Raw genomic sequence first — 22,213 nt, forward strand, 5'->3', positions numbered from 1 at the left:
CAGAAGGCACCATCATGCTTCCCCTCGACGAGCGCGCCATCCGCGCCTCCTTCATCAACGCCTCCCGCAAAGAGGCCTCATCGCTGTCCCTGCCCGCGGACTTCGACGAGATCGACTTCGCGGAACTGGACTTCCTGGGCTGGTTCGATCCGAAGATGCCCAAGCGGGCGTACGTCATCGCCGAGATCGACGAGCGCCCGATCGGCGTGCTGATGCAGCGCGCAGAGCACCGGGTCGCGCGCCGCGCGCAGTGCTCCTGGTGCGACGACGTGACGCTCCGCAACGACGTGCAGTTCTTCTCGGCGCGCAAGGCCGGCGCCGCGGGGCGCAATGGCAACACGATCGGCACCCTGGTCTGCGAGAACTTCGGCTGCTCGGCGAACGTGCGCCGACTGCCGCCACTCGCGTACGAGGGCTACGACCGAGAGCTCGCCCGCGACATGCGGATGCTGCGCCTGCGCGAGCACGTCGCCGCATTCATCGCCGAACTCGGCTGAGGTCGCCGCGGGCTGACTGCCGCCCCGCGCTCCGGTCGCACTCGTCGAGTGTTCCGCCCGTCGGACTCGCAACGAGTGGACCGGAGCAGGGACGGATCAGACTGCGGTGGCGCTGACGTGCTCCCACGCCGGGCCGGCGAGCCGGACGGACAGGTCGGCGAAGGCGGCGAAGCTGCGCTCGCCCGGCCAGTCCGTCGGCAGCAGTTCGGCAGGCAGGCCAGGATCGACGTACGGCAGCACCCGCCAGCTGTCGATCAGTCGCACGTAGGCGGCGAAGGGCTCGTCCGGCAGTGCGTCGACGGATGCGTGGAACCGCAGGTGCTCGGCGCGGAGGGCGTCCAGGTCCCACCAACCGGCGACGGCCTCGGGCAGTGGCGCCGCCGGACGCGGGTCGTGGGCGCGGAAGCGCGTCGCGAACTCCCGCGCGCCCAGTTCGTCGAGCAGCTGTCCGACCTCGTCGTCGAGATGCCCGGGTACGATCCACAGTCCCGGCGCGACCGATCCCGCGCCGATGAACTGCAGCCGCCGGCGCAGCTGATGCCGCAGGTCTCGCCGGGCCTCGGGGATGGTCGCCGAGATCAGGCACCACGGGTCTCCGGCCTGCATCCGGCGCACCTCGAAGATGCGGCGGTCGCCGCGCTCGAGCATCCGCGTCGCCGCGGGGTTCAGGGTGTATCCGCCGTGCCGCGACAGCAGCAGCCCCTTCTGCTTGAGCCGCGCGATCGCCGTGCGCGCCGGAGCGGGCAGGATGCCGAGGTCGCCGGCCAGCCGCACCAGCGCGGCCGACGAGATCTCGCCGTCGAGCCGGCGCAGGTACAGCCCGATCGTCGTGCGCAGCAGCGAGGTCGTGCTGCCGGGCCGCGCGTCGATGTCATCGAGCACGGGCTGCGGATGCCCGGCGCGGGTGGAATTCGCGGCTGGGCTGGTCGCGGCGGCAGCGTTCTCCATCTGCGCCTGCGCGGAGCGGATGGAAGTCGTCGCTGCGCTCCGTCGCCCGCGTGCAGAATCCATCCGCGACCGGGACGGCTCGAGCTGCGCCGGATCGGTGCCGTCAGGGGTGGGGACCATGACGCGTTTCGTCACTTCGACTCGCTTCGCTCGCTCAGCACGGCGCTCGCTCGCACTCAACTGGCAGGGCGGCCGGTGCTCAGCGCGTCGCGCACGGCGACGACGCCGCGCAGCGTCTCCTCGTGCGAGGTGCTCAGCGGCGAGAGGCCGAGGCGGATGCCGTCGGGGAATCGGAAGTCGGGGATGACGCCCTGCCCCCACAGCTCCTGCGTCACGCGCTGGAACTCGGGATGCCCGATCGTGATGTGCCCGCCGCGGCCCGCGGCATCCCGCGTCGAGAGCAGACGTACGCCCAGAGGCGCGAGCAGCTCGTCGTAGGCGCGCACCGCGAAGTCCGTCAGTGAGATCGATTTCGCGCGCACCGCACCGATGCCGGCGTCGGCGATGAGGTCGAGCATGCCCTGCATCCCGAGCATCGACATCACCGGCGGGGTGCCGCTGAGAAGCTGCCGGATGCCGGGGACCGGCTGGTACGAGGGGCCCATCGCGAAGATGTCGGCGGCGCTCCACCAGCCGTGGATGGGCTGCGTGATCGAGCCCTGCAGCTCGCTGCGCACATACCCGAACGCGGGGGAGCCCGGCCCGCCGTTGAGGTACTTGTAGGTGCAACCGACCGCGAGGTCGACGCCCCAGGCGTCGAGCTGCATCGGCACGACGCCGACCGAGTGGCACAGGTCCCAGAGCATGAGCGCGCCGGCGTCGTGCACGGCCGCGGTGATGCCCGGCATGTCGGCCAGCGCGCCGGAGCGGTAGTCGACGTGGCTGAGCACGACCAGCGCGGTGCGGTCTCCCACCACGGCGCGCACGTCGTCGACAGAGACGCCGGTGATCTCGTCGGGCTGCACCCAGCGCAGCGTGGCGCCGACCTCGTTCGCGACGCCGGCGGCGATGAACCGGTCGGTCGGGAAGTTGCCGGCCTCGATGACGATCTCGTCGCGTCCGGGGCGTGCGACGACGGCCGCGCGGATGAGCTTGTAGAGCATGACGCTGGTCGAATCGGCGACCACGGTCTGCCCCTCGCCGGCACCGAGCGCGACGGACGCGATCCGGTCGCCCAGGCGCATCGGCAGTTCCATCCACTGCTCGTCCCACGAGCGGATGAGTCGCGTACCCCAGTCCTCGCGGATGAACTGCGCGACCTTCTCGGGCATGTCGGCGAGCGGCCTGCCCAGCGAGTTGCCGTCCAGGTAGGCAGTCACGCCCGGCGCGTCGGCGAAGGCGGCCAGGTGGTGCGCGAGCGGGTCGGCGGCGTCGAGCCTGGCAGCCTCGGAGGCGAGGTCGGGGGCGGACAGCCCGGCGACGCGGCGGTGCAGATCCTCGGGGGATTCGGTCATGTCGGTCCTCGGATTCCTCTTCGATCAGACGGATGCCGGCGCGGCGACATCGCTCGGCCGGTCGGTGCGGGTCAGGAGACGGGCGGATGCGGGGTCGTCCTCGGGCACGAGCAGCAGCGATGCCCCGGGGAGCAGCGGATCGAGCGGTGCGAGGGCACGCAGCAGTAGCGGCCCCTCGACGCCCGCCTCGCGGAGGACGGTGACCTCGTCGGCGTTCAGGTCGACCGGAGTCGGCCCGTTGCCCATGTCGGTGCCGTAGAGCAGCGTGCCGCCGGCCGCGGCGAAGCGGCGGACGTTGTCGATCGCGATCGCGCGGTGGGTGTCGTCGTGGACGGCGATCGTCGAGATCCACGCGACGGATGCCGCCTGCCCGGTGATCTCATCGTCGTCCAGCCGCTCGGTGAACGGCGCGTGCGCGAGCGCCGTCGCTCCCAGCGCCGCTGCGCGCTGCGCCTGGCCTGGCCCCTCGGCGTGCACGATCAGCGGAAGCCGGTGCTCGACGGCCAGCGCGGCGAGCACATGCATGAGGTCGTCGGCGAGCACGGGGCCCGCCTCTGAGTGCGCGACGGCCTTCAGCGCGATGGCACCCGCCTCGGCCAACTCGGCCACGACAGCAGCGGCATGGCCGGCGTCCCGGAGCTCCACGACCGCACCGTTCGGCGCCCACGCGCGGTCGGAGGGGTAGCCGCCCGGTGCGGTGAGGAACGGGCCGGCGAAGTCGATCACGCAGCGTCCGGCATGACGCGGCGGCTCCGATATGGGGACTGCGGGTGCCGGTGCAGGGCGGTCGGGGTCGTCCGCGACGCCGTCAAGGGCGACGACCGGCACGGGGATCCCGTCGGTGTCGGTCGCGACGGCGGCCACCGTCTTCGGGGGAGCAGGGATGCCGGAGAGGGCGGGGTCCGCCTGCGCGGCCAGCGCGCGGATCGAGGAAAGGTCGGCGCCGAGATCGACCACCCGACCCAGGCGCGAACTCTTCAGCAGCGCGGGATCGACGAGCTGGAGATGCACGTGATGATCGGTGAACCGGCCGGTGACGATCCCGTCGAGCCGTGGCGATCCGGCGGGTGCCGGTTCAGCACGCAGCCGAACGCCCGCGGCATCCGAGACGAGCGAGCCCTCGTGCGACACGCCGTCGCGGTGATAGCGGACGGCGTGGATCACAGGCCGATCCGCTCGTCCTTGCCGATCTCGGTGCGCACCGTGTAGAGCTCGGGGAAGAAGGTCAGCGAGAGCGCCCGCTGCAGGAAGTCGACCCCGGTCGAGCCGCCGGTGCCGCGCTTCATGCCGATCGTGCGGGTGACGGTGCGCAGGTGCCGGAAGCGCCAGAACTGGAAGTTGTCCTCGACGTCGACGAGCTCCTCGCAGGCCTCGTAGAGCTCCCAGTGCTCCTTCGGGTTCTCGTAGACCTCGCGCAGCACCGGCACCAGCTCGGGCGTCTCGCGGTACGGCAGGCGCACGTCGCGCTCCAGGATGGATGCCGGCACCGGCAGGCCCTGCCGGGCGACGTAGCGCAGGAACTCGTCGTACAGCGTGGGACGCTCGAACTCGGTGGTGAGCAGGGCGAGGTTCTCGGGGTGGTCGCGGAACAAGGCGAGCATCCGCTCGTTCTTGTTGCCGAGCGCGAACTCGACGGCGCGGTACTGCACGGACTGGAAGCCGGAGGAATTGCCCAGGTCGCCGCGGAACTCGGCGTACTCGGTGGGGGTGAGGGTGGCGAGCACCGACCACTGCTGGGTCAGCACCTCCTGGATGTGCTTGATGCGCGCGATGTGCTTGAGCGCCGCGCGCAGGTCGTCCTCGGCGAGGCGGGTGCGCGCGGTCTGCAGCTCGCGCAGCACCAGCTTGAGCCACAGCTCGGTGGTCTGGTGCTGGATGATGAACAGCATCTCGTCGTGGTGCTCGGGCACCGAGACAGGGTGCTGCGCGCCGAGCAGCCGGTCGAGGTCGAGGTACGACCCGTAGGTCATCCGATCCTTGAAATCGGTGACGATCCCCGACTCGAGGGCGCGCTCGTTCTGCTCATCAGCCATGTCGTGAGAATAACATCATTGCAACGACCGTCACAATGATGAAATGTCTAGCGGGCGGAGAGAACCGCCGCGGTGTCGGAGACCGTCAGCTGCGGGGGATACAGCCCCATCACGTGCAGCGCCGCCGCATGATTCTCCGCGGTCGAGCCCGCGCAGGCGTCGGCGGCGATCGTCGTGTGCGCCCCGGCATCCGCAGCGGCGAGAGCCGTGGAGAGCACGCAGCAGTCGGTCGACACTCCGGTGAGGACGACGTGCGCTCCGCGCCCGACGATCGCTTCGATCTCGGGCCCCCACTTGCCGAACGTCGGCAGGTCGAGCGTCGGATGCGGCGACAGTCCGCGCGCCTCGGGGACGAGGTCGTAGAGCGGATCGGATGCCGGCTTGTCGGCGAACGGCCACTCCGCGAAGTAGTCGCCCCAGGCGGTGGACCGGTCCGCCGTCGGCATCCACCTGGTCACCAGGACGTTCTCGCCGAACGCGTCTGCCAGACGGCGGATGTTGGTGAAGGCGTCCGCGAAGAACGGCGAACCCCAGTCGGAGTCCGGGGAGGCGAAGATGTTCTGCGGGTCGATGACGACCAGCCAGGGGCCGACGCGCGTTTCGTCTCGCTGCGCTCGCTCAACGACCGGAGAAGAAGTCACGTGTCGGACTCCTGGCGGCGGATCTTCCCGGCACGGGCGAACCATGTCACCAGGAACGAGAGCACCAGGGCGAAGAAGACGCCGAGGTTCGCGTAGGCCCACGCGCCGTCCTTGCCGCCGATCAGCGGCAGCAGGTAGCCCTGCCAGTTGTTCCACGGAGCATCCTCGGCGAAGCCGTTGACCACGAAGCCCCAGCCGATCACCGATGCGATCACCATCGTGATGATGGAGGTCCAGTCCCAAGCGCCGTAGCGCCCCTTCGCGTCGAACAGCGCGTCCTCGTCGTAGTCCTTGTGACGGCGCAGGATGTCGGCGATGAGGATGCCCGCCCAGGCGGCCAACGGCACGCCGAGCGTGATGAGGAAGGACTGGAACGGGCCGAGGAAGCCCTGGTCGCCGAACACCACGAGGATCGTGACGACGGTCAGGATGACGCCGTCGATGCCCGCTGCGGCGGGGCGCGGGATGCGGATGCCGAGGCTCAGCAGCGTGAGTCCGGAGGAGTAGATGCCCAGCACGGCGCCCGAGACCAGCGCCAGCACGGCGGTGACGAGGAACGGAACGAGCACCCAGATCGGCAGCAGGGTGGCGAGTGCGCCGATCGGGTCGTTCTGCACGGCGAGGAACAGCTTGTCGTCAGAGCCGGCCAGGAGCAGACCGAAGACCACCAGGATCACCGGCGCGATCGAGCCGCCGAACGTGTTCCAGAAGATGATCGCACCGTCGGACGCGGTGCGCTTCTGGTAGCGCGACCAGTCAGCGGCGATGTTGATCCAGCCCAGCCCGAAGCCCGTCATCACCATGACGAGGGCGCCGATGACCTGGCCGATGTTCCCGTCGGGCTTCGACAGCGCCGCGGCGAAGTCGATGTGCGGGATGGTGAGGATGATGTAGAGGATCGTGACGACGCCGGTGACCCAGGTCAGCACCGACTGCAGCTTCATGATCGTGTGATAGCCGAGCACGGATGCCGTGACGATGAGGGCGGCCACGATGATGATCGCGATGATCTTCAGCGCCACGCTGTCGCCGTCGCCGCCGAGCTGGGTGATGACGGTCGCCGTGGCGAGCACGGCCATGATCGCGAGGAACGTCTCCCAGCCGATCGAGGTCAGCCAGGAGACGATCCCGGGCACCTTCTGCCCGTGCACGCCGAACGCCGCCCGGGACAGGACCATGGTCGGCGCCGATCCCCGCTTGCCGGCGATCGCGATCAGCCCGCACAGGAAGAACGACACCACGATGCCGATCACCGAGACGATCGTCGCCTGCCAGAACGAGATGCCGAAACCCAGGACGAACGAGCCGTAGGACATGCCGAACACCGAGACGTTCGCCGCGAACCACGGCCAGAAGAGGTCGCGCGGCTTGGCGGTGCGATCGGACTCGGGGATGATCTCGATCCCGGTGCGCTCGATGAGCGTCGACGTCGAGGTGCTCTCTGCGGTCATGCTCACATCCTGGCACCGCGCAGAGCCCTGCGGCCAGATCGTCAGCCGGCGAAGAACGCCTCCGCCACGCGCGACAGGTCATGCAGGTCGCTGACGCCGGCGAGCTCGCGGGCCGAGTGCATCGACAGGATCGGGATGCCGATGTCGACCGTGCGGATTCCGAGGCGCGTCGCCGTGATCGGCCCGATCGTCGACCCGCAGGGCACGGCGTTGTTCGACACGAACTCCTGCGACGCGACGCCGGATGCCTCGCACCACGAGGCCCAGGCGGCGGCGCCCACGGCATCGGTCGCATAGCGCTGGTTGGCGTTGATCTTCAGGATCGGGCCCGAGCCGAGCAGCGGCTGCACCACCGGGTCGTGCCGCTGCGAGTAGTTCGGGTGCACCGAGTGCCCCACGTCGCTGGACAGGTGCCATGAGGCGGCGTACGCGCGCCGCCGGTCCGCGGCATCCGCGCCGAGCTGCTCGTAGACGCGCTCCAGGACGTCCTCGAGGAACGGGCCGGCCGCGCCGGAGCGCGACTCGGAGCCGAGCTCCTCGTGGTCGAAGGCGGCGAGCACCGGGATGATGTTCGAGCCGGTTCCTGAGCCTGACGAAGGGTCCGCGGCGGCGAGCAGCGCGACCACGCCGGCATGCACGGATGCCAGGTCGTCGAGGCGTCCGCTGGCGAAGAACGCGTCGTCCTTGCCGAACACCGCGCCGCGCGCGGAGTCGGCGACGACGGCGTCGAAGCCGCGGATGTCGCGGGGGTCTACGCCGGCGGATGCCGCGAGCTCGGCGAGCAGATCCGCGTCCGCCGGGTCGCCCAGGCCCCACACAGGCTGAGTGTTCACCTGCTTGTCGAGGGCGAGGCCGTCGTTGACGCCGCGGTCGAGGTGGATCGCCAGCTGCGGCAGGCGCAGCAGCGCTCCGGTGTCGGCGAGCACCACGCGGCCGTCGGAGAGGGCGAGACGGCCGGCGAGGCGCAGCTCGCGGTCCAGCCATGAGTTCAGCAGCGGACCGCCGTAGACCTCGACGCCGGCCTGCAGCCAGCCGCGGGCGCCGGTGGTCGGCTTGGGCTTCAGCTTGAAGCCGGGCGAATCGGTGTGCGCGCCGAGGATGTGCGCCGGTGTGGTGGCCGAGGCATCCGCGGGGACGACCCAGGCGATCGCGGCGCCGTCGCGCACGACGACATAGCGCCCGCCGAGCTGCGCGGGCCAGGCATCCGCCTCGTTCAGCCGGGTGAAGCCGGCATCCTCGAGCCGGCGCGCGACCTCTTCGGCCGCGTGGTAGCTCGACGGGGAGGCGGCGACGAAATCGGCGAGGTCGGAGGCGTGCGCGAGGGCGGCGGGAGAGACGGACATCCTTCGATCGTAATCGCGACCGTCGTGACCGGGTGTCGCTTGCCGACCGTCAGCGCGCGGTGATTCGATGAACGCCATGACCACAGCATCCTCGTCGGATTCTTCCTCGCTGCCCCGGCCCTTCCCGCCGTTCGAAGGCGTCATCGGCAAGACGTACAAGGAGTCGACGGCGGCCTGGCCGAAGATCCCCACCGCTCCCGAGGGGGCACCGAACATCGTCGTCATCCTGCTCGACGACGTCGGGTTCGGGCAGACGTCGACGTTCGGAGGGCTCATCCCGACGCCGAACCTCGACAAGCTCGCGAGTGAGGGGCTGCGGTTCAACAGGTTCCACACCACGGCCGTGTGCGGACCCTCGCGTGCTGCGCTGCTGACCGGTCGCAACCACCACGACGCCGGCAACGGGTATCTGATGGAGTGGTCGACCGGGTTCCCCAGCTACACGACGATGATCCCGAAGACCACGGCCACCGTCGCCGAGGTGCTCAAGGACAACGGCTACTCCACCTGGTGGTACGGCAAGAACCACAACACCCCCGACTGGGAGACCAGCGTCGCCGGCCCCTTCGACCGCTGGCCGACCGGCCTCGGCTTCGAGTACTTCTACGGGTTCAACGCCGGTGAGACGCACCAGTACTACCCGGTGCTGTTCGAGAACACCACCCCCGTCGAGCCGGACAAGGGACCGGAGGACGGGTACCACCTGGTCACCGACATGACCGACCGTGCGATCTCACGCATGCGGTACTCGAAGTCGGTAGCCCCGAACAAGCCGTTCTTCATGTACTTCGCGCCGGGAGCCATGCACGCGCCGCACCACGTCACCAAGGAGTGGCGCGACCGGTTCAAGGGCGCCTTCGACATGGGCTGGGAGAAGTATCGCGAGCAGGTGTTCGAGAATCAGAAGGCGATGGGCATCATCCCGCCCGACACCGAGATGTCCCCTCGACCGGACTGGGTGCAGGAGTGGGACTCGCTCACCGAGGAGCAGCAGAAGGTGTACTGCGCGTTGTTCGAGAACTATGCGGGCTACTTCGCGTTCACCGACCACGAGGTCGGGCGGCTCCTCGACGCCATCAAGGACCTGCCGGACGCCGAGAACACTCTGGTGATGTACATCGTGGGCGACAACGGCGCCTCCTCCGAAGGTGGACCGGATGGCACGCTGGACGAGATCAAGAACCTCGGCGGGATCCTGCCCACCGTCGACGAGATCCTCGCCGACCTCGACAAGGTCGGCGGTCCCGAGACCGAGCCGCACTATCCGATGGGATGGGCGTGGGCGGGCAACACCCCGTTCCAGTGGGTCAAGGCCGTGGCATCCCACCTCGGCGGATCCCGCAACCCGATGGTGGTCAGCTGGCCGGCGAAGGTGCAGCATGACCCGGCGCCTCGCGATCCGTTCCTGCACCTGGTCGACATCGCGCCGACGCTCTACGATGCGGCCGGCGTGACCATGCCGGAGACGGTGAACGGCATCGATCAGCTGCCGCTCGCGGGCAGCTCCTTCCTCTCCAGCCTCACCGACCCGTCGTTCCAGGGGCGCGGAGAGCAGTACTTCGAGATCATGAGCAACCGCTCCATCTACGAAGACGGATGGAAGGCCAACGCCCAGCACACGCTTCCCTGGCGGCAGGATGTGGCTCCAGGCAACTGGGACCAGGACCGCTGGGAGCTCTATCACCTGAGCGAGGACTTCGCCGAGGCGAACGACCTGGCCGAGGCCATGCCCGAGAAGCTCGAGCAGATGAAGGCCGCGTTCGACGCCGCCGCGGAGAAGTACCACGTGTACCCGCTCGACGATCGCGGCGTGGGGCGTGCTCTTCTGCCCAAGCCGACCCCGCCGGGGACCGACCCCGCGGCGCTGTCGTTCAGGTTCTACGAGGGCGCGACACGCCTGCCCGAGACAGCGGCGCCGTCGATGAAGAACCGCAGCTGGAAGATCGAGGCGAGGATCTCGACGGGCGGCAACGCGAACGGCGTGGTGATGGCGCTCGGCGGCGTCGCCGGTGGCATTTCGCTGTACCTCAAGGACGGCGTCCCCGCGTTCGACTACAACTACTACGGCGAGCACACGACGCTGCGCGGGGCGTCGCCGGTGGCGTCGGGCGATGCGACGCTCGGCCTCGAGTTCGACTACGACGGCGGTGGCATCGGCAAGGGCGCGAACCTGACGCTCACCGTCGACGGCGAGACCGTCGCATCCGGTCGCGCCGACAAGACCGTGTTCGCGCGCTTCGGCGTCGACACCTTCGGCGTCGGAGAGGACACCGGACAGCCGGTGACCAGCGACTACCGGCCGCCGTTCCGGTTCGACGGCCGCATCGACCGGGTCGACATCACCCTGGCGCCCCTCGACCTGAGCCCCGCCGACCACGCGACCGTCGCCCACACGGAGATGAAGGCTGCGCAGCGCCGGGAGTGACAGCCGCTAGGGTGGTTCCCGACAGCGCCTAGGGTTCCGGGGCATCCGCCCGCCTGGTCCGAGCGGCGCCACGGTCTTCCGCCCAACGGCGGACCGTCATCTGAACGGACAAAAGCCTGGAGGACCCGTTCGTCGCGCCCGCGGCGGGCAGAAGGGTCTTCGGATGTCCGGTATCGCCATCGCTCTGGCGCTCGCCGCGGCCGTCGTGCACGCCGCGTGGAACATCATCGCGCACGACGTGAGTCGTGCCGGCGTCGCGTTCCTGTGGTGGGGCGCGGTCGCGAGCACCGTGATCTGGGCGGGCGCGATCCCGCTCACCGGTGGCTTCGGCACGGACGACGTCGCGGGCATCGCCCTCGGCATCGGGGTGTCGGGCGTGCTCCATGTGATCTACATGACGGTGCTGCAGCGCGGCTACCGGGCCGGCAACCTCTCCACGGTCTACGCGACTGCGCGAGGCACCGGCCCGTTCCTCTCGGTGATCATCGCGATGCTGCTGCTGGGGGAGAGGCCGGGGCCCATCGCCCTGGCCGGCGTGCTGCTGGTGATCGCCGGTGTCGTCGCGATCGGGCTGGTCGACCGCGGCCCGTCACAGGGCCGGCGCGGCCTGGACCCCGCGCTCGTGTTCGGGCTGCTCACCGGCGTCGCGATCGCCGGGTACACGATCTGGGACGCCTTCGCGCTGCGCACCTGGCACCTGTCGCCGGTGGCGTTCATGGTCGGCTGCGCCGCGGCCGAGATCCCGTTCTTCACGGTCGCCGTCGCGGTGGGCCGGCGATGGGACGCGGTGGGCGCGCTGTGGCGGCGGCAGTGGCGGCGCATCCTCGCCTTCGGCGTGCTGTCGCCGCTGGCCTACATCCTCGTGCTGCAGGCGATCAGGATCGCCCCTGTCGCGCTGGTCGCGCCGCTGCGCGAGGTGAGCGTCGTGCTGGTGAGCCTGTTCGGCGCATTCGTACTGCGCGAGAGCCGGCCGGGATGGCGCATCGCCGCCTCCGTCGTCGTGGTCGCGGGCGTGGCGCTGATCGCGGTGTGAGACCGCTCAGCCCGCGACCGCGCGCAGGTACTGGCCGTCGGCGGAGATGCCCGAGCCCGAGACCGTGAAGCGCACGACGTCGCCGAGGTAGCGATCCTGGGATGCCTCGAAGATGCGGCCGTCCGCGTCGCGCGAGACGCGGCTCAGGCGCAGGATCGGCGACCCCTGCGGCACGCGCAGCAGCGCGGCATCCCTCTCGTCCGCGGCGATCGCATCGATCTCGTGCTGCACGCCCACGATCGGATGCCCGTTGGCGCCCAGGAATTCGGTGATCGAGACCGCATCGAGGTCGGTCTGGAACAGCAGACGCCCGACCTCCTCGGTGTAGTTCAGGCGCTCGACCATGGTCGGGCGCCCGTCGAGCAGTCGCAGCCGCAGCACGCTGACGATCTGATCGTCGGGGGAGACGCCGAGCGGTTCGGCCAGTTCAGCGGCACGGCGCAGGCTCACCTCCTGGGTCTGCGCACCGGGTCGCAGACCCAGATCGCGAGCCCAGCGCGTGAACGGCACCGACATGTCCACGGCCTGCGTCGCCTTCTTCGAGACGACCCTGGCCGGGCGTCCGCGGGTGGTCTCGACGAGTCCCTCGGCGCGCAGCGCGGCGAGGGCATTGCGGATCGGACCGCGCGAGGTGTTCCAGCGGTCGGCGAGCTCGGCCTCGGTCGGCACATCGTCTCCAGGGCGCAACTGACCCGAGGCGATGCGCTCGCGCAGATCATCTGCGATGCGCAGGTAGACAGCTTCGGACACATAGGCATACTACTTGCGCAGGTCGGTGCGCAGGAGCCCTGTTCTGCGGATGTTCACCCCGGGAAATCTTGGGTGAACGACCGGCGAACAGTGCCGAGATAGGTACATTTCTCGCGCATTCGGGTGTCAGTGTTGGTCGCGGTTCCTTCACCACACACACCCGAAAGGTCCTCATGAAGCTCCGTGCTCTCCCCGCCCTGGTCGGTGCCGCGGCTCTCGCCCTCGGCCTCGCAGCCTGCTCCGGCTCGGCCGGCGCCACCGGCTCCTCCGAAGAGCCCAAGGCGGAAGGCGGCTACGCCGTCGACGCGAACACCCTGGTCTTCGGCGTCGTGCCCGACTCGGTCGACACCGAGACCAACTACCAGCCGCTGATGGACTACATCGCCAAGGAGACCGGCAAGAAGGTGGAGTACCACGAGTCCACCGACTACGCCGCACTCATCGAGGCCGCGATCGCCGGCAAGGTCGACGTCGCCTCCTTCTCGGGCTTCACCTACATCACCGCCACCAACAACGGCGCCAAGCTCACCCCGATCTCCTCGATCGTCACCAAGGAGGGCCAGGAGCCCGGCTACTACTCGCAGGCGATCGTGCCCAAGGGCTCGTCGATCAAGAGCCTCGCCGACTTCAAGGGCAAGAAGGTCTGCTTCGTCGACCCGTCCTCCACCTCGGGCTACCTCTTCCCGTCCTACAACCTCCTCGAGGCGGGCGTCGACCCCGAGAAGGACGTCACCCCGGTCTTCGCCGGCAAGCACGACGTCAGCGTGACCAAGGTCGGCGAGGGCAAGGAGTGCGAGGCGGGCTTCGCCGAGGACAGCGAGGTCGCCAAGTCCGACAAGGTCACCGTCATCGACCAGACCATGGTCCCCGGTGCACCGCTGGTCTACGCGGACGCCCTGCCGGATGACGTGAAGAAGACGCTCACCGACTCGCTGTCGGAGATCACGATCGACGACATCATCGCCGCCGGCATCACCAGCGCCGATTCGGACGCCTTCCGCGCGACGTTCTACGCCACCAAGCCGGTCGACGACAAGTACTACGACGTCATCCGCGACATCTGCAAGAAGACGAACGCGACTCAGTGCCAGGGCTGACGCCCGTCGGCCGTTGAGCGAACGAAGTGAGACGAAACGTCCTTCTCGACGGAAGACGTTTCGTCTCGCTCCTTCGTCGCTCGCTCAACGACCGGGAATGGAGACACCCACATGAACACCGACCAGGTCATCCGCATCGAGGCGCTCACGAAGCGCTTCGACCAGACCACCGCCCTGGCAGACGTCGATCTCAGCGTCGGCCGCGGTGAGATCGTCGTGCTGCTCGGCCTCTCGGGGTCCGGCAAGTCCACGCTGCTGCGGCACCTCGACGCGCTCGAGCTGCCGACCTCCGGCAGAGTGAACGTGCTCGGTCAGGATGTCACCCGCCTGCGCGGGCGCGCCCTGCGTCGGCTGCGCAGCCGAGTGGGCTTCATCTTCCAGCAGTTCGAGCTGGTGGGCTCGCTCACCGTGCTCGAGAACGTGCTGACCGGATCACTCGCCGGGCTCCGAGGCCCACGGCTCGGACTGTTCAGCTACTCGCGCGCCCACCGCAGGCGCGCCCTCGGCCACCTCGACAGGGTCGGCCTGCTCGACCGCGCCTACCAACGCGCCGACACCCTCTCCGGCGGCCAACAGCAGCGCGTGGCCATCGCTCGCGCCCTCATGCAGAACCCGGAGGTTCTGCTCGCCGACGAGCCCGTCGCCTCGCTCGACCCCGAGTCGAGCTCGCAGGTGATGGCCCTCATCCGCGAGATCGCCGCCGAGGACGGCCTCACCGTGCTGTGCAGCCTGCACCAGGTGGACCTCGCCATCGACTGGGCCGACCGCATCGTCGGACTGCGGCACGGCGAGGTCGTGCTCGACACCAGTACCGATGACCTCGACAAGGCCCAGGTCATGGAGATCTACGGTCGCGTCGCCACCACCACCGCCGAGCTCAACGCGCTCGAGACCGAGCTGCTCGCCACGGAGCCGGTGGCATGACCATCACCGCACCCCGGCTGCAGCGGCCCGCGTCGTCGCCGCCGGCCGACATCGAGGCCCGCGCCCCGCGTCGACGCATCAGCCCGGAGCGCATCTCCGCGGTGCTCACGCTGCTCGTCATCGCGGGCCTCGCCGTGGCATCCCTCGCCGAGCTGAACATCTCGTTCGCCGGCCTGTCCGACAGCTGGGGCAACGCGCAGAACTTCTTCGCCCGCGTCGGCGGCCTGAAGTTCCCGCCCGCAGACGAGGTGCTGCAGCTCACGGTGCTCACAGTCGGACTGGTGCTGACCGGAACGCTGCTCGCCGCGGTGCTCTCGGTGCCGATCGCCTATCTCGCGGCATCGAACACCACCCCGAACCGGACCGCGCTCGCGATCGCCCGTTTCATCGGCGTCTTCACCCGTGCGCTGCCCGATGTCGTGCTCGCCATGGTGTTCGTGCTGATGTTCTCGCTCGGCACGCTGCCCGGCATCCTCGCCATCGGCATCCACTCGATCGGCATGATCTCGAAGATGTTCGCCGACGCGATCGAGCAGATCGACGAGGGGCCGCGGCTCGCCATCCGCGCCGCCGGCGGAACGCGGATGCAGGAGTTCTTCTCGGGCGTGCTGCCGCAGGTGCTGCCCAGCTGGGTGGCCACCGTGCTGCACCGCAACGACATCAACCTCCGAGGCTCGGTCGTGCTCGGCTACGTCGGCGTCGCGGGACTCGGCCTCGAGATGTCGCACGCGTTCAAGTCGCTGAACTACGGCCTCGGTCTCGGCATCGCCCTCGTGATCTTCCTGCTCTGCGTGGTGATGGAGATCATCTCCAGCTCCGTGCGCGTGGCGATGCTCGGCGAGAACGCGGGACGGGGCGTGTTCGTCTCCTTCGTCTCGTCGCTGCGCTCCTCGCTCAGTAACCGAGGGGACTCAGGCCGATCGCTGAGCGAGCGAAGCGAGACGAAGCACGGAAGCGTCGACGCCGCGATGCGTCGTCCCTGGACCGCCACCCGCATCCGCAACGTCACCGCCGGCGTCGTCGCGATCCTCGTCGTGCTCGCCGGCGTCGTCGTGAGCGACATCGTGTGGAGCGACCTGCTCACCTTCTGGGCGAAGATCCCCGAGGTCGCCGCGCAGTTCTGGCCGCCGGACTTCGGCAACTACGGCTTCCCGGTGATCGCCGGCGCCATGCTCGACACCGTGAAGATCGCGCTCGCCGCGTGCCTGATCACGTTCGTGCTCTCGCTCGGCATCGGTTCGCTCGCGGCGCGCAACGTCGCCGCGAACGCCGGGGTCAGGGGCGGGTTCCGTCTGCTGCTGGTCGTCATCCGCGGCATCCCCGAGCTGATCCTCGCGATCGTGCTGATCGTGATCACCGGGCTCGGCGCACAGGCGGGCACGATCGCCCTCGCCTTCGGCGGCATCGGCCTGCTCGGCAAGCTCATCGCCGACTCCTTCGAAGAGGTGCCGCGCGGCCCGGAGCGCGCGATGACCGCCGCCGGCGCCACCCGGATGCAGCGCTACGCCGCCGCGACCCTCCCGCAGGGATCCCGCGCACTGATCGGCCACACGTTCTACCTGCTCGACACGAACATCCGTGCGGCGACGCTGCTCGGCATCGTCGGCGGAGGCGGGATCGGCTACTACCTGCTGAATGCCGGGCAGGGCTCGAACTACCCGCTGGTGACGAGCATCGTGCTGATGATCCTCGTGACCGTGCTGATCGTCGAGGGCATCGCGATGTGGATGCGGAAGGTGTTCCGATGAGCCGCGCAGACATCGTCGTGGTCGGATCCGGCATCGTCGGGCTCGGCGCCGCCTATGCGGCCGCGCGTCGCGGGCTCAGCGTCATCGTCGTCGACCGCACCGAGCGCCCGGTGGGCGCCACCATCCGCAACTTCGGGCACCTCTGCATCGGTGCGCAGACCGGTGAGGCCCGCCGCTACGCGGATGTCGCGAGGGAACTCTGGCGGCGCCTGGCTCAGGACGCGGGGTTCTGGCTGCGCGAGTCGGGCACGCTGGTCGCGGCACGGCACGACGACGAGCTGGCGGTGCTGGCGAGGGCCGCTCAGGACGGCGGCATCCGGATGCTGGATGCCGGTGAGCTGCGTCGCCGCGCGCCGCTCCGACGCGGCGATCTCGTCGGCGGTGCCCACATCGAGTCCGACCTGCAGGCGAATCCGCGCGAGGCCGCCGACGCGATCGTGCGCCATCTCGGGGAGCTGGGCGTGGACTTCCGGTTCCGCACCGCGGTCACGACAGTGGAGACCGGGCGGGTGCACACCACCCGTGGCGCGATCGATGCGGGGCAGGTGGTCGTCGCGGTCAACCACGATGTCGACCAGCTCCTGCCCGTGGTCGCCGAAGCGGCCGGCATCCAGCGCTGCGCACTCGACATGATGCGCGTCGCCGCCGATCTGCCCGCCGCGCTCACCGCGCCGCTGCTGACCGGCTGGTCTCTGGTGCGGTACGGACGCTTCGCGGGCCTGCCCGAGACCGCGGCGCTGCGCGAGCGTCTGCACGCCGAGCGCCCCGATCTCGCCGCGCTCGACCTGAACCAGATGTACACGCAGCTGCCCGACGGCTCGCTGCTGGTCGGCGACTCGCACGTGAAGGACGTGCAGCCGGGGCCGTTCCAGCCGGAGGCCGCCTTCGATGCGTTCCTCGACGAGGCGCGGGCACTGTTCGCCGTGGACCGCTTCCGGGTGCTGGAACGCTGGCAGGGCGTGTATGCGTCCGGCCCCGCCGAGTTCCTCCGCGAGGAGGTGGACGACGGCGTGCTCGCGCTCGCCGCGACCACCGGCATCGGAATGACCTGCGGACTCGGCCTCGCCGAGACCGCCCTCTCAGAGACCCTCGGGTGGGCATCGTCGTCCGCCCTCATCACCGCCCAGGAGGCACTCGCATGATCCCCATCGAACTCGTCGTCTTCGACATGGCCGGCACCACGGTGCTCGACGACGGTGTGGTGGAGCAGTCGTTCCAGCGCGCCGCCGAGCGCACCGGCGTCGCCGACCGCATGCCCTGGGACGACGCGCTCGCCTACGTGCGCGAGACCATGGGGCAGTCCAAGATCGACGTGTTCACGCACCTGTCCGGCGGAGATCGTGCCGCGGCGGAGCGAGCCACGGCGGCCTTCGAGGGCGCCTACGAGGAGATCATCGCCGAGCAGGGCGCCACCGAGATCCCTGGCGCGCGGGCGGCGATCGAGTCGCTGAAGGACGCCGGCCTGCAGGTCGCGCTCACCACCGGCTTCGCCCCGGTGACCCGTGACGCGATCATCGCCGCCCTCGGCTGGGCGGATCTCGTCGACATCGCGCTGTCGCCGGCGGATGCCGGACGCGGGCGCCCCGCACCCGACCTGGTGCTCACCGCGCTGCTCCGTGCGGGGGCATCCGACGTGCGCGCCGTCGCCGTCGCCGGCGACACCGCGAGCGACGTGCGCTCCGGCCGCAGCGCCGGCGCCGGGTTCGTCGCCGGCGTGCTGACCGGCGCGCACGACCGCGTCGCGCTGACGGATGCCGGAGCGGATGCTGTGCTCGCATCCGTCGTCGACCTGCAGCCCGCGCTCGCGGCGCAGGGCCTGCTGCCGCTCGCGGCCGTCGTGTGATGGGGCGCGGGAAGGTCGTGCTGCCCGCGAGTGCACCACTTGCCGACGAATGCACCGGCTGTCGACGTCGATGCGTGGTGCGGTCGGCGGCAAGCGGTGCTCTCGTCGGTCGCGGCAGGGGAGGGCACTGACATGCGGGCGACTCTGACCCGGCCTCCCGGTGTGCACCGCGACGTGGTGCTGCGCCCGCCCGCCGTGGCGATGGCGTTCCTCGGCGAAGGGCTGCCGCATGAGGCCGTCGCCGTACCCGGCGTCGCGCTCGGCGAACATGACGTGCTCGTCGCCGTCGAGCTGTCCACGGTGTGCGGCTCCGATGTGCACACCGTGCAGGGCCGGCGCTCGGCGGCGGTGCCGCTCGTGCTCGGGCACGAGAGCGTGGGGCGGGTCGTCGCCGTCGGCGACGGCGGGGTGCGCGACACCGAAGGTGCGGACCTGAGCGTGGGCGACCGCGTGGTGTGGTCGGTCACGGCCTCGTGCGGGGAGTGCGACCGCTGCACTGCCGGCTTCCCGCAGAAGTGCCGCTCACTGCTGAAGTACGGGCACGAGCGCATCGCCCCGCACCGGGAGCTGACCGGCGGGTTCGCCAGCCATGCGCAGCTCGGTGCAGGCACGACGATCGTGCGCGTGCCGGAGCAGCTTGCGGCGGCCGTCGCCGCCCCGGCATCCTGCGCCACGGCGACCGCCTGGGCTGCGGTCGCACGAGCGCGCGCGATCCGGCCTCTCGACGGCGTGCGCGTGCGCGTGCACGGTGCGGGGCTGGTCGGCATCTCGGTCGCGGCGATCGCTGCAGAGCACGGCGCCGTCGTCGATGTGCGCGATCCGGATGCCCGTCGCCAGGCACTCGCCGAGGAGTTCGGCGCGAGCGGCTTCGACGACGCTCCGGACATCGTCATCGAGTGCTCCGGGCACGCGGTGCAGACCGCCCTGGACGAGGTCGAGGTCGGGGGAGTGGTCGTGCTGGTGGGCAGCGTGTTCCCCGCGCCTCCGGTGCCGCTGGACGCGGAGAGCATCGTGCGCCGACTGATCACCGTCGCCGGCGTGCACAACTACACCGGTGCGGAGCTGGCCGAGGCGGTCGGATTCCTCAGCGGTGCGGGTCGGGCGTACCCGTTCGCCGGCGCGGTCGGCGCTGTGCATCCGTTGGCATCTCTGGACGAGGCGATCGCGGCCGCGGCCGCACCCGGCGCACCGCTGCGGATCGGCGTCGTGACGCGCTGACCGCATCGCGGATGCCGGTGCCGGGGCGGCATCGCGGTGTCACACTGGAATCAGGAAAGGAGGCGACCATGTCCGATCCTGAGATCCACACGTGGTGGCCGCACCTGCACGCTGCGACGAAGGACCTGCTCGACGACATCGGCGACGGCCCGCTGCCCGCGCACGTGCTCGATGAGATCGCCGAGATCACCGGTCAGCCCGTCGCGGAGGACTGTCATCTGACGCCGAGCGACCACGACTTCATCCGCACGCAGCGCGAAGAGGTCGACTGACCGCACCGATCAGTGGTGGTAGTCGGGACGATCCGGCTGCCGGTGCTGGTGCGTGCCCTCACCGCCTTCGCGCCCGCCGTACGGGCGGCCGTGATCGGCGAACTCGGCGCGCATGTACACGATCCGCCAGGGGCCCATCGTGAACCGCGCCCCGGTGCGCAGCACCTCGGTGCGGTCGTCCGAGCCCTCGATCGGTCGCGCGTTCATATCGCCCGGCCCGTGCATCGTCAGCAGGTACTCGTCCTTCTCGTCATGCCGGATCGTGGCGTGCAGCGGCTTCGTGCCCTCGAGCACGACGTGATTCCCGGCATCCGAGCCGATCGTGATGAGGTCTTCCTGGATGAGGAACACCCGCCGATCGTCCTCGCCGACGATGAGCAGGTGCGGTTCGCCCGCGCCGTACTCGGCATGCGTCGTCGTGGGTTGCGGCGGGTGCACGTCCTGTGTCTCGGTGAACATGGCGTCCTCCTCGGGCTCGCCGTCGGCGGCCCTTCGAGACCCGCTCCCGCCATGGGGGCGTGGCCGCCGACGGGTTCAACTCCGATGCTACGCCGCGGCGGGACGCCGGGCTCCGGTTCCGCGAAACACGGTGGTGTCGCGGGCGTAGCCTCGGGAGCATGACTGATCTGCGCGAACTGCTCGGCATCCGGCATCCGATCGTCCTGGCACCGTTCGGCGGGTTGTCGTCGGTGGCTCTGACCGCGGCGGTGAGCGAAGCGGGCGGACTCGGTTCGTATGGACTGTACGGGTACGACGGCGAGCGGATCGCGCGCACGGTGGCCGCGCTGCGGGAAGCCACGGACGCACCGTTCGCGCTGAACATCTGGCTGCCGACCGGCGACGAGATCGCTCCCGGTCCCGAGCACGACGGCTACGCGCAGGCGCTCGCGCCCTTCTATGCCGAAGTCGGCATGGATGCCCCGCCGCGGCCGGATCGGTACCTTCCGACGCTCGACGAGCAGCTCGACGCGATCTGGGATGCCGCGCCCGCGGCGCTCAGCGTCGTGTTCGGTGCGCCTTCCGCCGCGCTCGTCGAGGAGGCGCATCGGCGGGGCATCCGGGTGATCGGCACCGCGACCACCGTCGCCGAGGCGATCGCCCTCGAGCAGGGTGGCGTCGACGCGGTCGTGGCCACCGGGGCCGAGGCAGCCGGCCACCGGGTGTCGTTCCTGAAGCCGGCCGAGCAGTCGCTGGTCGGGCTGTTCTCGCTGCTGCCGCAGGTGGCGGATGCCGTGTCGGTGCCGGTGATCGCGGCCGGCGGCATCGCCGATCGCCGTGGAGTCGCCGCGGCCTTCGCCCTGGGCGCCGACGGCGTGCAGGTCGGCACCTCGTTCCTCGTCACCACGGAGTCCGCGGCCAACGACGCGCATCGCGCCGCGATCCGCAGCACCGCGGGGGACGAGAGCGTGCTCACGCGCGCGATGAGCGGGCGGCTGTCCCGCGGCGCCGCGAACCGAGTGGTCCGCGAGATCGAGGCATCCGGTGCCATCGCTCCGTTCCCCGCACAGAACTGGCTCACCGGGCGCTTCCGAGCGGTCGCGGGTGAGCGCGGCCTGGGCGAACTCCAGTCGCTGTGGCTCGGGCAGTCCGCGCCGCTCGCGCGCGGCACCGCGGCATCCGATGTGTTCGCAGAGCTGCTGGCGGGCGTTCCCGCCTAGAGGATGACGGTTGACTTCCCGTGCACGATCACGCGGTCCTCGGCATGCCACTTCACGGCGCGTGCCAGCACGAAGCGCTCCACGTCGGCACCGCGGCGCTGCAGCTCGGCGGCGGACTCCGCGTGGGTCACCCGGGTGACGTCCTGCTCGATGATCGGCCCCTCGTCGAGGTCGGCCGTGGCGTAGTGCGCGGTCGCGCCGATGAGCTTCACGCCGCGCTCCTTCGCCCGCGCGTACGGGTTCGCCCCGATGAAGGCGGGCAGGAACGAGTGGTGGATGTTGATCACCGGCGCCCCGAGCGACTCGATGAACGAGTCGGTGAGGATCTGCATGTACCGTGCCAGCACCACGAGATCGACGTTGCCGCGCAGCAGATCGAGCTGCCGCTGCTCCATCTCGGCCTTGTCGTCAGCGGGGATGTGCACGAAGGGCACGCCGAACGCCCGCACCGAGTCGGCCAGGTCGGGATGGTTGGACACCACCATCGTCACGTCGATGTCGAGCTCGCCGCGCTGCGTGCGCCAGAGCAGCTCGAGCAGGCAGTGGTCGTACTTCGACACGAAGATCGCGACGCGCTTGCGCAGCGACGCATCGTGCAGCGACCACTCCATGTCGAAGCGCTCCGCGACCGCGGCGATCGACGCCTCGAGCGCCGGCCGCTTCGCGGCCAGACCATCCAGGTGGATCACGGTGCGCTGGAAGAAGCGTCCGCCTGCGGCATCCGTCGAGTGCTGGTCGAGCGAGATGATGTTCGCGCCGTGCTCTGCGAGGGCGCCGGCCACGGCGGCGACGATTCCGGGCTGGTCGTCGCAGGCGATGAGGAGGCGGGCGGTGTCGGGCTGGGCCATGCATAGATTCTGCCGCGCCCTCGTCGCAGC

General features: G+C 70.1%; 21 protein-coding genes. 11 read left to right on the forward strand and 10 right to left on the reverse strand.

What is annotated here, in order from left to right:
• Positions 1 to 14: 14 nt before the first annotated feature.
• A complete protein-coding gene (locus ACFVAE_RS14790; protein ID WP_378893725.1) occupies positions 15 to 497 on the forward strand; it encodes an FBP domain-containing protein in 483 nt (160 codons plus the stop codon).
• A 96-nt stretch (positions 498 to 593) separates the two neighbouring features.
• Here ACFVAE_RS14790 and ACFVAE_RS14795 read toward each other — a convergent pair whose 3' ends face one another.
• From ACFVAE_RS14795 to ACFVAE_RS14825, 7 genes are read right to left on the reverse strand one after another with little or no spacing between them, the layout of a single operon-like run.
• Entirely contained in the window at positions 594 to 1,565 is a 972-nt protein-coding gene (locus tag ACFVAE_RS14795) for a PaaX family transcriptional regulator C-terminal domain-containing protein (protein ID WP_378893728.1), read from the reverse strand.
• Between the two features lie 56 nt (positions 1,566 to 1,621).
• Positions 1,622 to 2,899, reverse strand: coding sequence for a kynureninase (locus ACFVAE_RS14800; protein ID WP_378893730.1), 1,278 nt, complete (start codon positions 2,897 to 2,899; stop codon positions 1,622 to 1,624).
• Positions 2,900 to 2,923: 24 nt separating this feature from the next.
• On the reverse strand, positions 2,924 to 4,063 hold the full coding sequence (locus ACFVAE_RS14805) for a hydrolase (RefSeq protein ID WP_378893733.1): 1,140 nt from the start codon (positions 4,061 to 4,063) through the stop codon (positions 2,924 to 2,926).
• Entirely contained in the window at positions 4,060 to 4,932 is an 873-nt protein-coding gene (kynA, locus tag ACFVAE_RS14810) for a tryptophan 2,3-dioxygenase (RefSeq protein WP_378893735.1), read from the reverse strand. Before kynA ends, ACFVAE_RS14805 begins: the two co-directional genes overlap by 4 nt.
• A 47-nt stretch (positions 4,933 to 4,979) precedes the next feature.
• Positions 4,980 to 5,573 carry a cysteine hydrolase family protein gene (locus tag ACFVAE_RS14815; protein WP_378893738.1) on the reverse strand — a complete coding sequence of 198 codons (594 nt, stop codon included), beginning with the start codon at positions 5,571 to 5,573 and terminating at the stop codon, positions 4,980 to 4,982.
• Positions 5,570 to 7,024, reverse strand: coding sequence for a purine-cytosine permease family protein (locus ACFVAE_RS14820; RefSeq protein ID WP_378893740.1), 1,455 nt, complete (start codon positions 7,022 to 7,024; stop codon positions 5,570 to 5,572). The genes ACFVAE_RS14815 and ACFVAE_RS14820 overlap by 4 nt, the downstream gene beginning before the upstream one ends.
• A 41-nt stretch (positions 7,025 to 7,065) precedes the next feature.
• Entirely contained in the window at positions 7,066 to 8,367 is a 1,302-nt protein-coding gene (locus ACFVAE_RS14825; RefSeq protein WP_378893742.1) for a M18 family aminopeptidase, read from the reverse strand.
• Between the two features lie 76 nt (positions 8,368 to 8,443).
• On the opposite strand from ACFVAE_RS14825, the gene ACFVAE_RS14830 reads away from it, so the two are divergent.
• Both ACFVAE_RS14830 and ACFVAE_RS14835 read left to right on the forward strand, forming a co-directional pair.
• Entirely contained in the window at positions 8,444 to 10,792 is a 2,349-nt protein-coding gene (locus tag ACFVAE_RS14830; RefSeq protein ID WP_378893744.1) for an arylsulfatase, read from the forward strand.
• A gap of 163 nt (positions 10,793 to 10,955) precedes the next feature.
• Positions 10,956 to 11,825, forward strand: a complete 870-nt coding sequence (locus ACFVAE_RS14835; RefSeq protein ID WP_378893745.1) for an EamA family transporter — start codon at positions 10,956 to 10,958, stop codon at positions 11,823 to 11,825.
• A 6-nt stretch (positions 11,826 to 11,831) separates the two neighbouring features.
• Here ACFVAE_RS14835 and ACFVAE_RS14840 read toward each other — a convergent pair whose 3' ends face one another.
• The gene (locus ACFVAE_RS14840; RefSeq protein ID WP_378893747.1) at positions 11,832 to 12,575 is read right to left on the reverse strand and encodes a GntR family transcriptional regulator; all 744 of its coding nucleotides are present in this window, start codon (positions 12,573 to 12,575) and stop codon (positions 11,832 to 11,834) included.
• A 173-nt stretch (positions 12,576 to 12,748) separates the two neighbouring features.
• Here ACFVAE_RS14840 and ACFVAE_RS14845 point away from each other — a divergent pair, with 173 nt between their 5' ends.
• From ACFVAE_RS14845 to ACFVAE_RS14875, 7 genes are all read left to right on the forward strand, one after another.
• Entirely contained in the window at positions 12,749 to 13,672 is a 924-nt protein-coding gene (locus ACFVAE_RS14845; RefSeq protein ID WP_378893750.1) for a phosphate/phosphite/phosphonate ABC transporter substrate-binding protein, read from the forward strand.
• Positions 13,673 to 13,783: 111 nt separating this feature from the next.
• A complete protein-coding gene (gene phnC, locus ACFVAE_RS14850; RefSeq protein ID WP_378893753.1) occupies positions 13,784 to 14,596 on the forward strand; it encodes a phosphonate ABC transporter ATP-binding protein in 813 nt (270 codons plus the stop codon).
• Positions 14,593 to 16,344 carry a PhnE/PtxC family ABC transporter permease gene (locus ACFVAE_RS14855; protein ID WP_378893756.1) on the forward strand — a complete coding sequence of 584 codons (1,752 nt, stop codon included), beginning with the start codon at positions 14,593 to 14,595 and terminating at the stop codon, positions 16,342 to 16,344. Before phnC ends, ACFVAE_RS14855 begins: the two co-directional genes overlap by 4 nt.
• Positions 16,341 to 17,486, forward strand: coding sequence for a TIGR03364 family FAD-dependent oxidoreductase (locus ACFVAE_RS14860; RefSeq protein WP_378893759.1), 1,146 nt, complete (start codon positions 16,341 to 16,343; stop codon positions 17,484 to 17,486). The genes ACFVAE_RS14855 and ACFVAE_RS14860 overlap by 4 nt, the downstream gene beginning before the upstream one ends.
• The gene (locus ACFVAE_RS14865; protein ID WP_378893761.1) at positions 17,483 to 18,187 is read left to right on the forward strand and encodes a phosphonatase-like hydrolase; all 705 of its coding nucleotides are present in this window, start codon (positions 17,483 to 17,485) and stop codon (positions 18,185 to 18,187) included. The genes ACFVAE_RS14860 and ACFVAE_RS14865 overlap by 4 nt, the downstream gene beginning before the upstream one ends.
• A 132-nt stretch (positions 18,188 to 18,319) precedes the next feature.
• Positions 18,320 to 19,405, forward strand: a complete 1,086-nt coding sequence (locus ACFVAE_RS14870) for an alcohol dehydrogenase catalytic domain-containing protein (protein ID WP_378893763.1) — start codon at positions 18,320 to 18,322, stop codon at positions 19,403 to 19,405.
• 68 nt (positions 19,406 to 19,473) lie between these two features.
• A complete protein-coding gene (locus tag ACFVAE_RS14875) occupies positions 19,474 to 19,677 on the forward strand; it encodes a hypothetical protein (protein ID WP_378893766.1) in 204 nt (67 codons plus the stop codon).
• 9 nt (positions 19,678 to 19,686) lie between these two features.
• On the opposite strand, the gene ACFVAE_RS14880 is transcribed toward ACFVAE_RS14875, so the two are convergent.
• The gene (locus ACFVAE_RS14880) at positions 19,687 to 20,136 is read right to left on the reverse strand and encodes a hypothetical protein (protein WP_378893768.1); all 450 of its coding nucleotides are present in this window, start codon (positions 20,134 to 20,136) and stop codon (positions 19,687 to 19,689) included.
• A gap of 158 nt (positions 20,137 to 20,294) precedes the next feature.
• Between ACFVAE_RS14880 and ACFVAE_RS14885 the strand changes: the two genes are divergently transcribed.
• Complete coding sequence (locus ACFVAE_RS14885) at positions 20,295 to 21,335, forward strand: NAD(P)H-dependent flavin oxidoreductase (RefSeq protein WP_378893770.1); 1,041 nt, start codon at positions 20,295 to 20,297, stop codon at positions 21,333 to 21,335.
• Here ACFVAE_RS14885 and purU read toward each other — a convergent pair.
• Entirely contained in the window at positions 21,332 to 22,183 is an 852-nt protein-coding gene (gene purU / locus ACFVAE_RS14890; RefSeq protein ID WP_378893772.1) for a formyltetrahydrofolate deformylase, read from the reverse strand. The two genes, ACFVAE_RS14885 and purU, sit on opposite strands and share 4 nt — an antisense overlap.
• Between the last annotated feature and the right edge of the window lie 30 nt (positions 22,184 to 22,213).

The sequence above is a fragment of the Microbacterium sp. NPDC057659 genome (assembly GCF_042799915.1).
Lineage (GTDB): Bacteria > Actinomycetota > Actinomycetes > Actinomycetales > Microbacteriaceae > Microbacterium.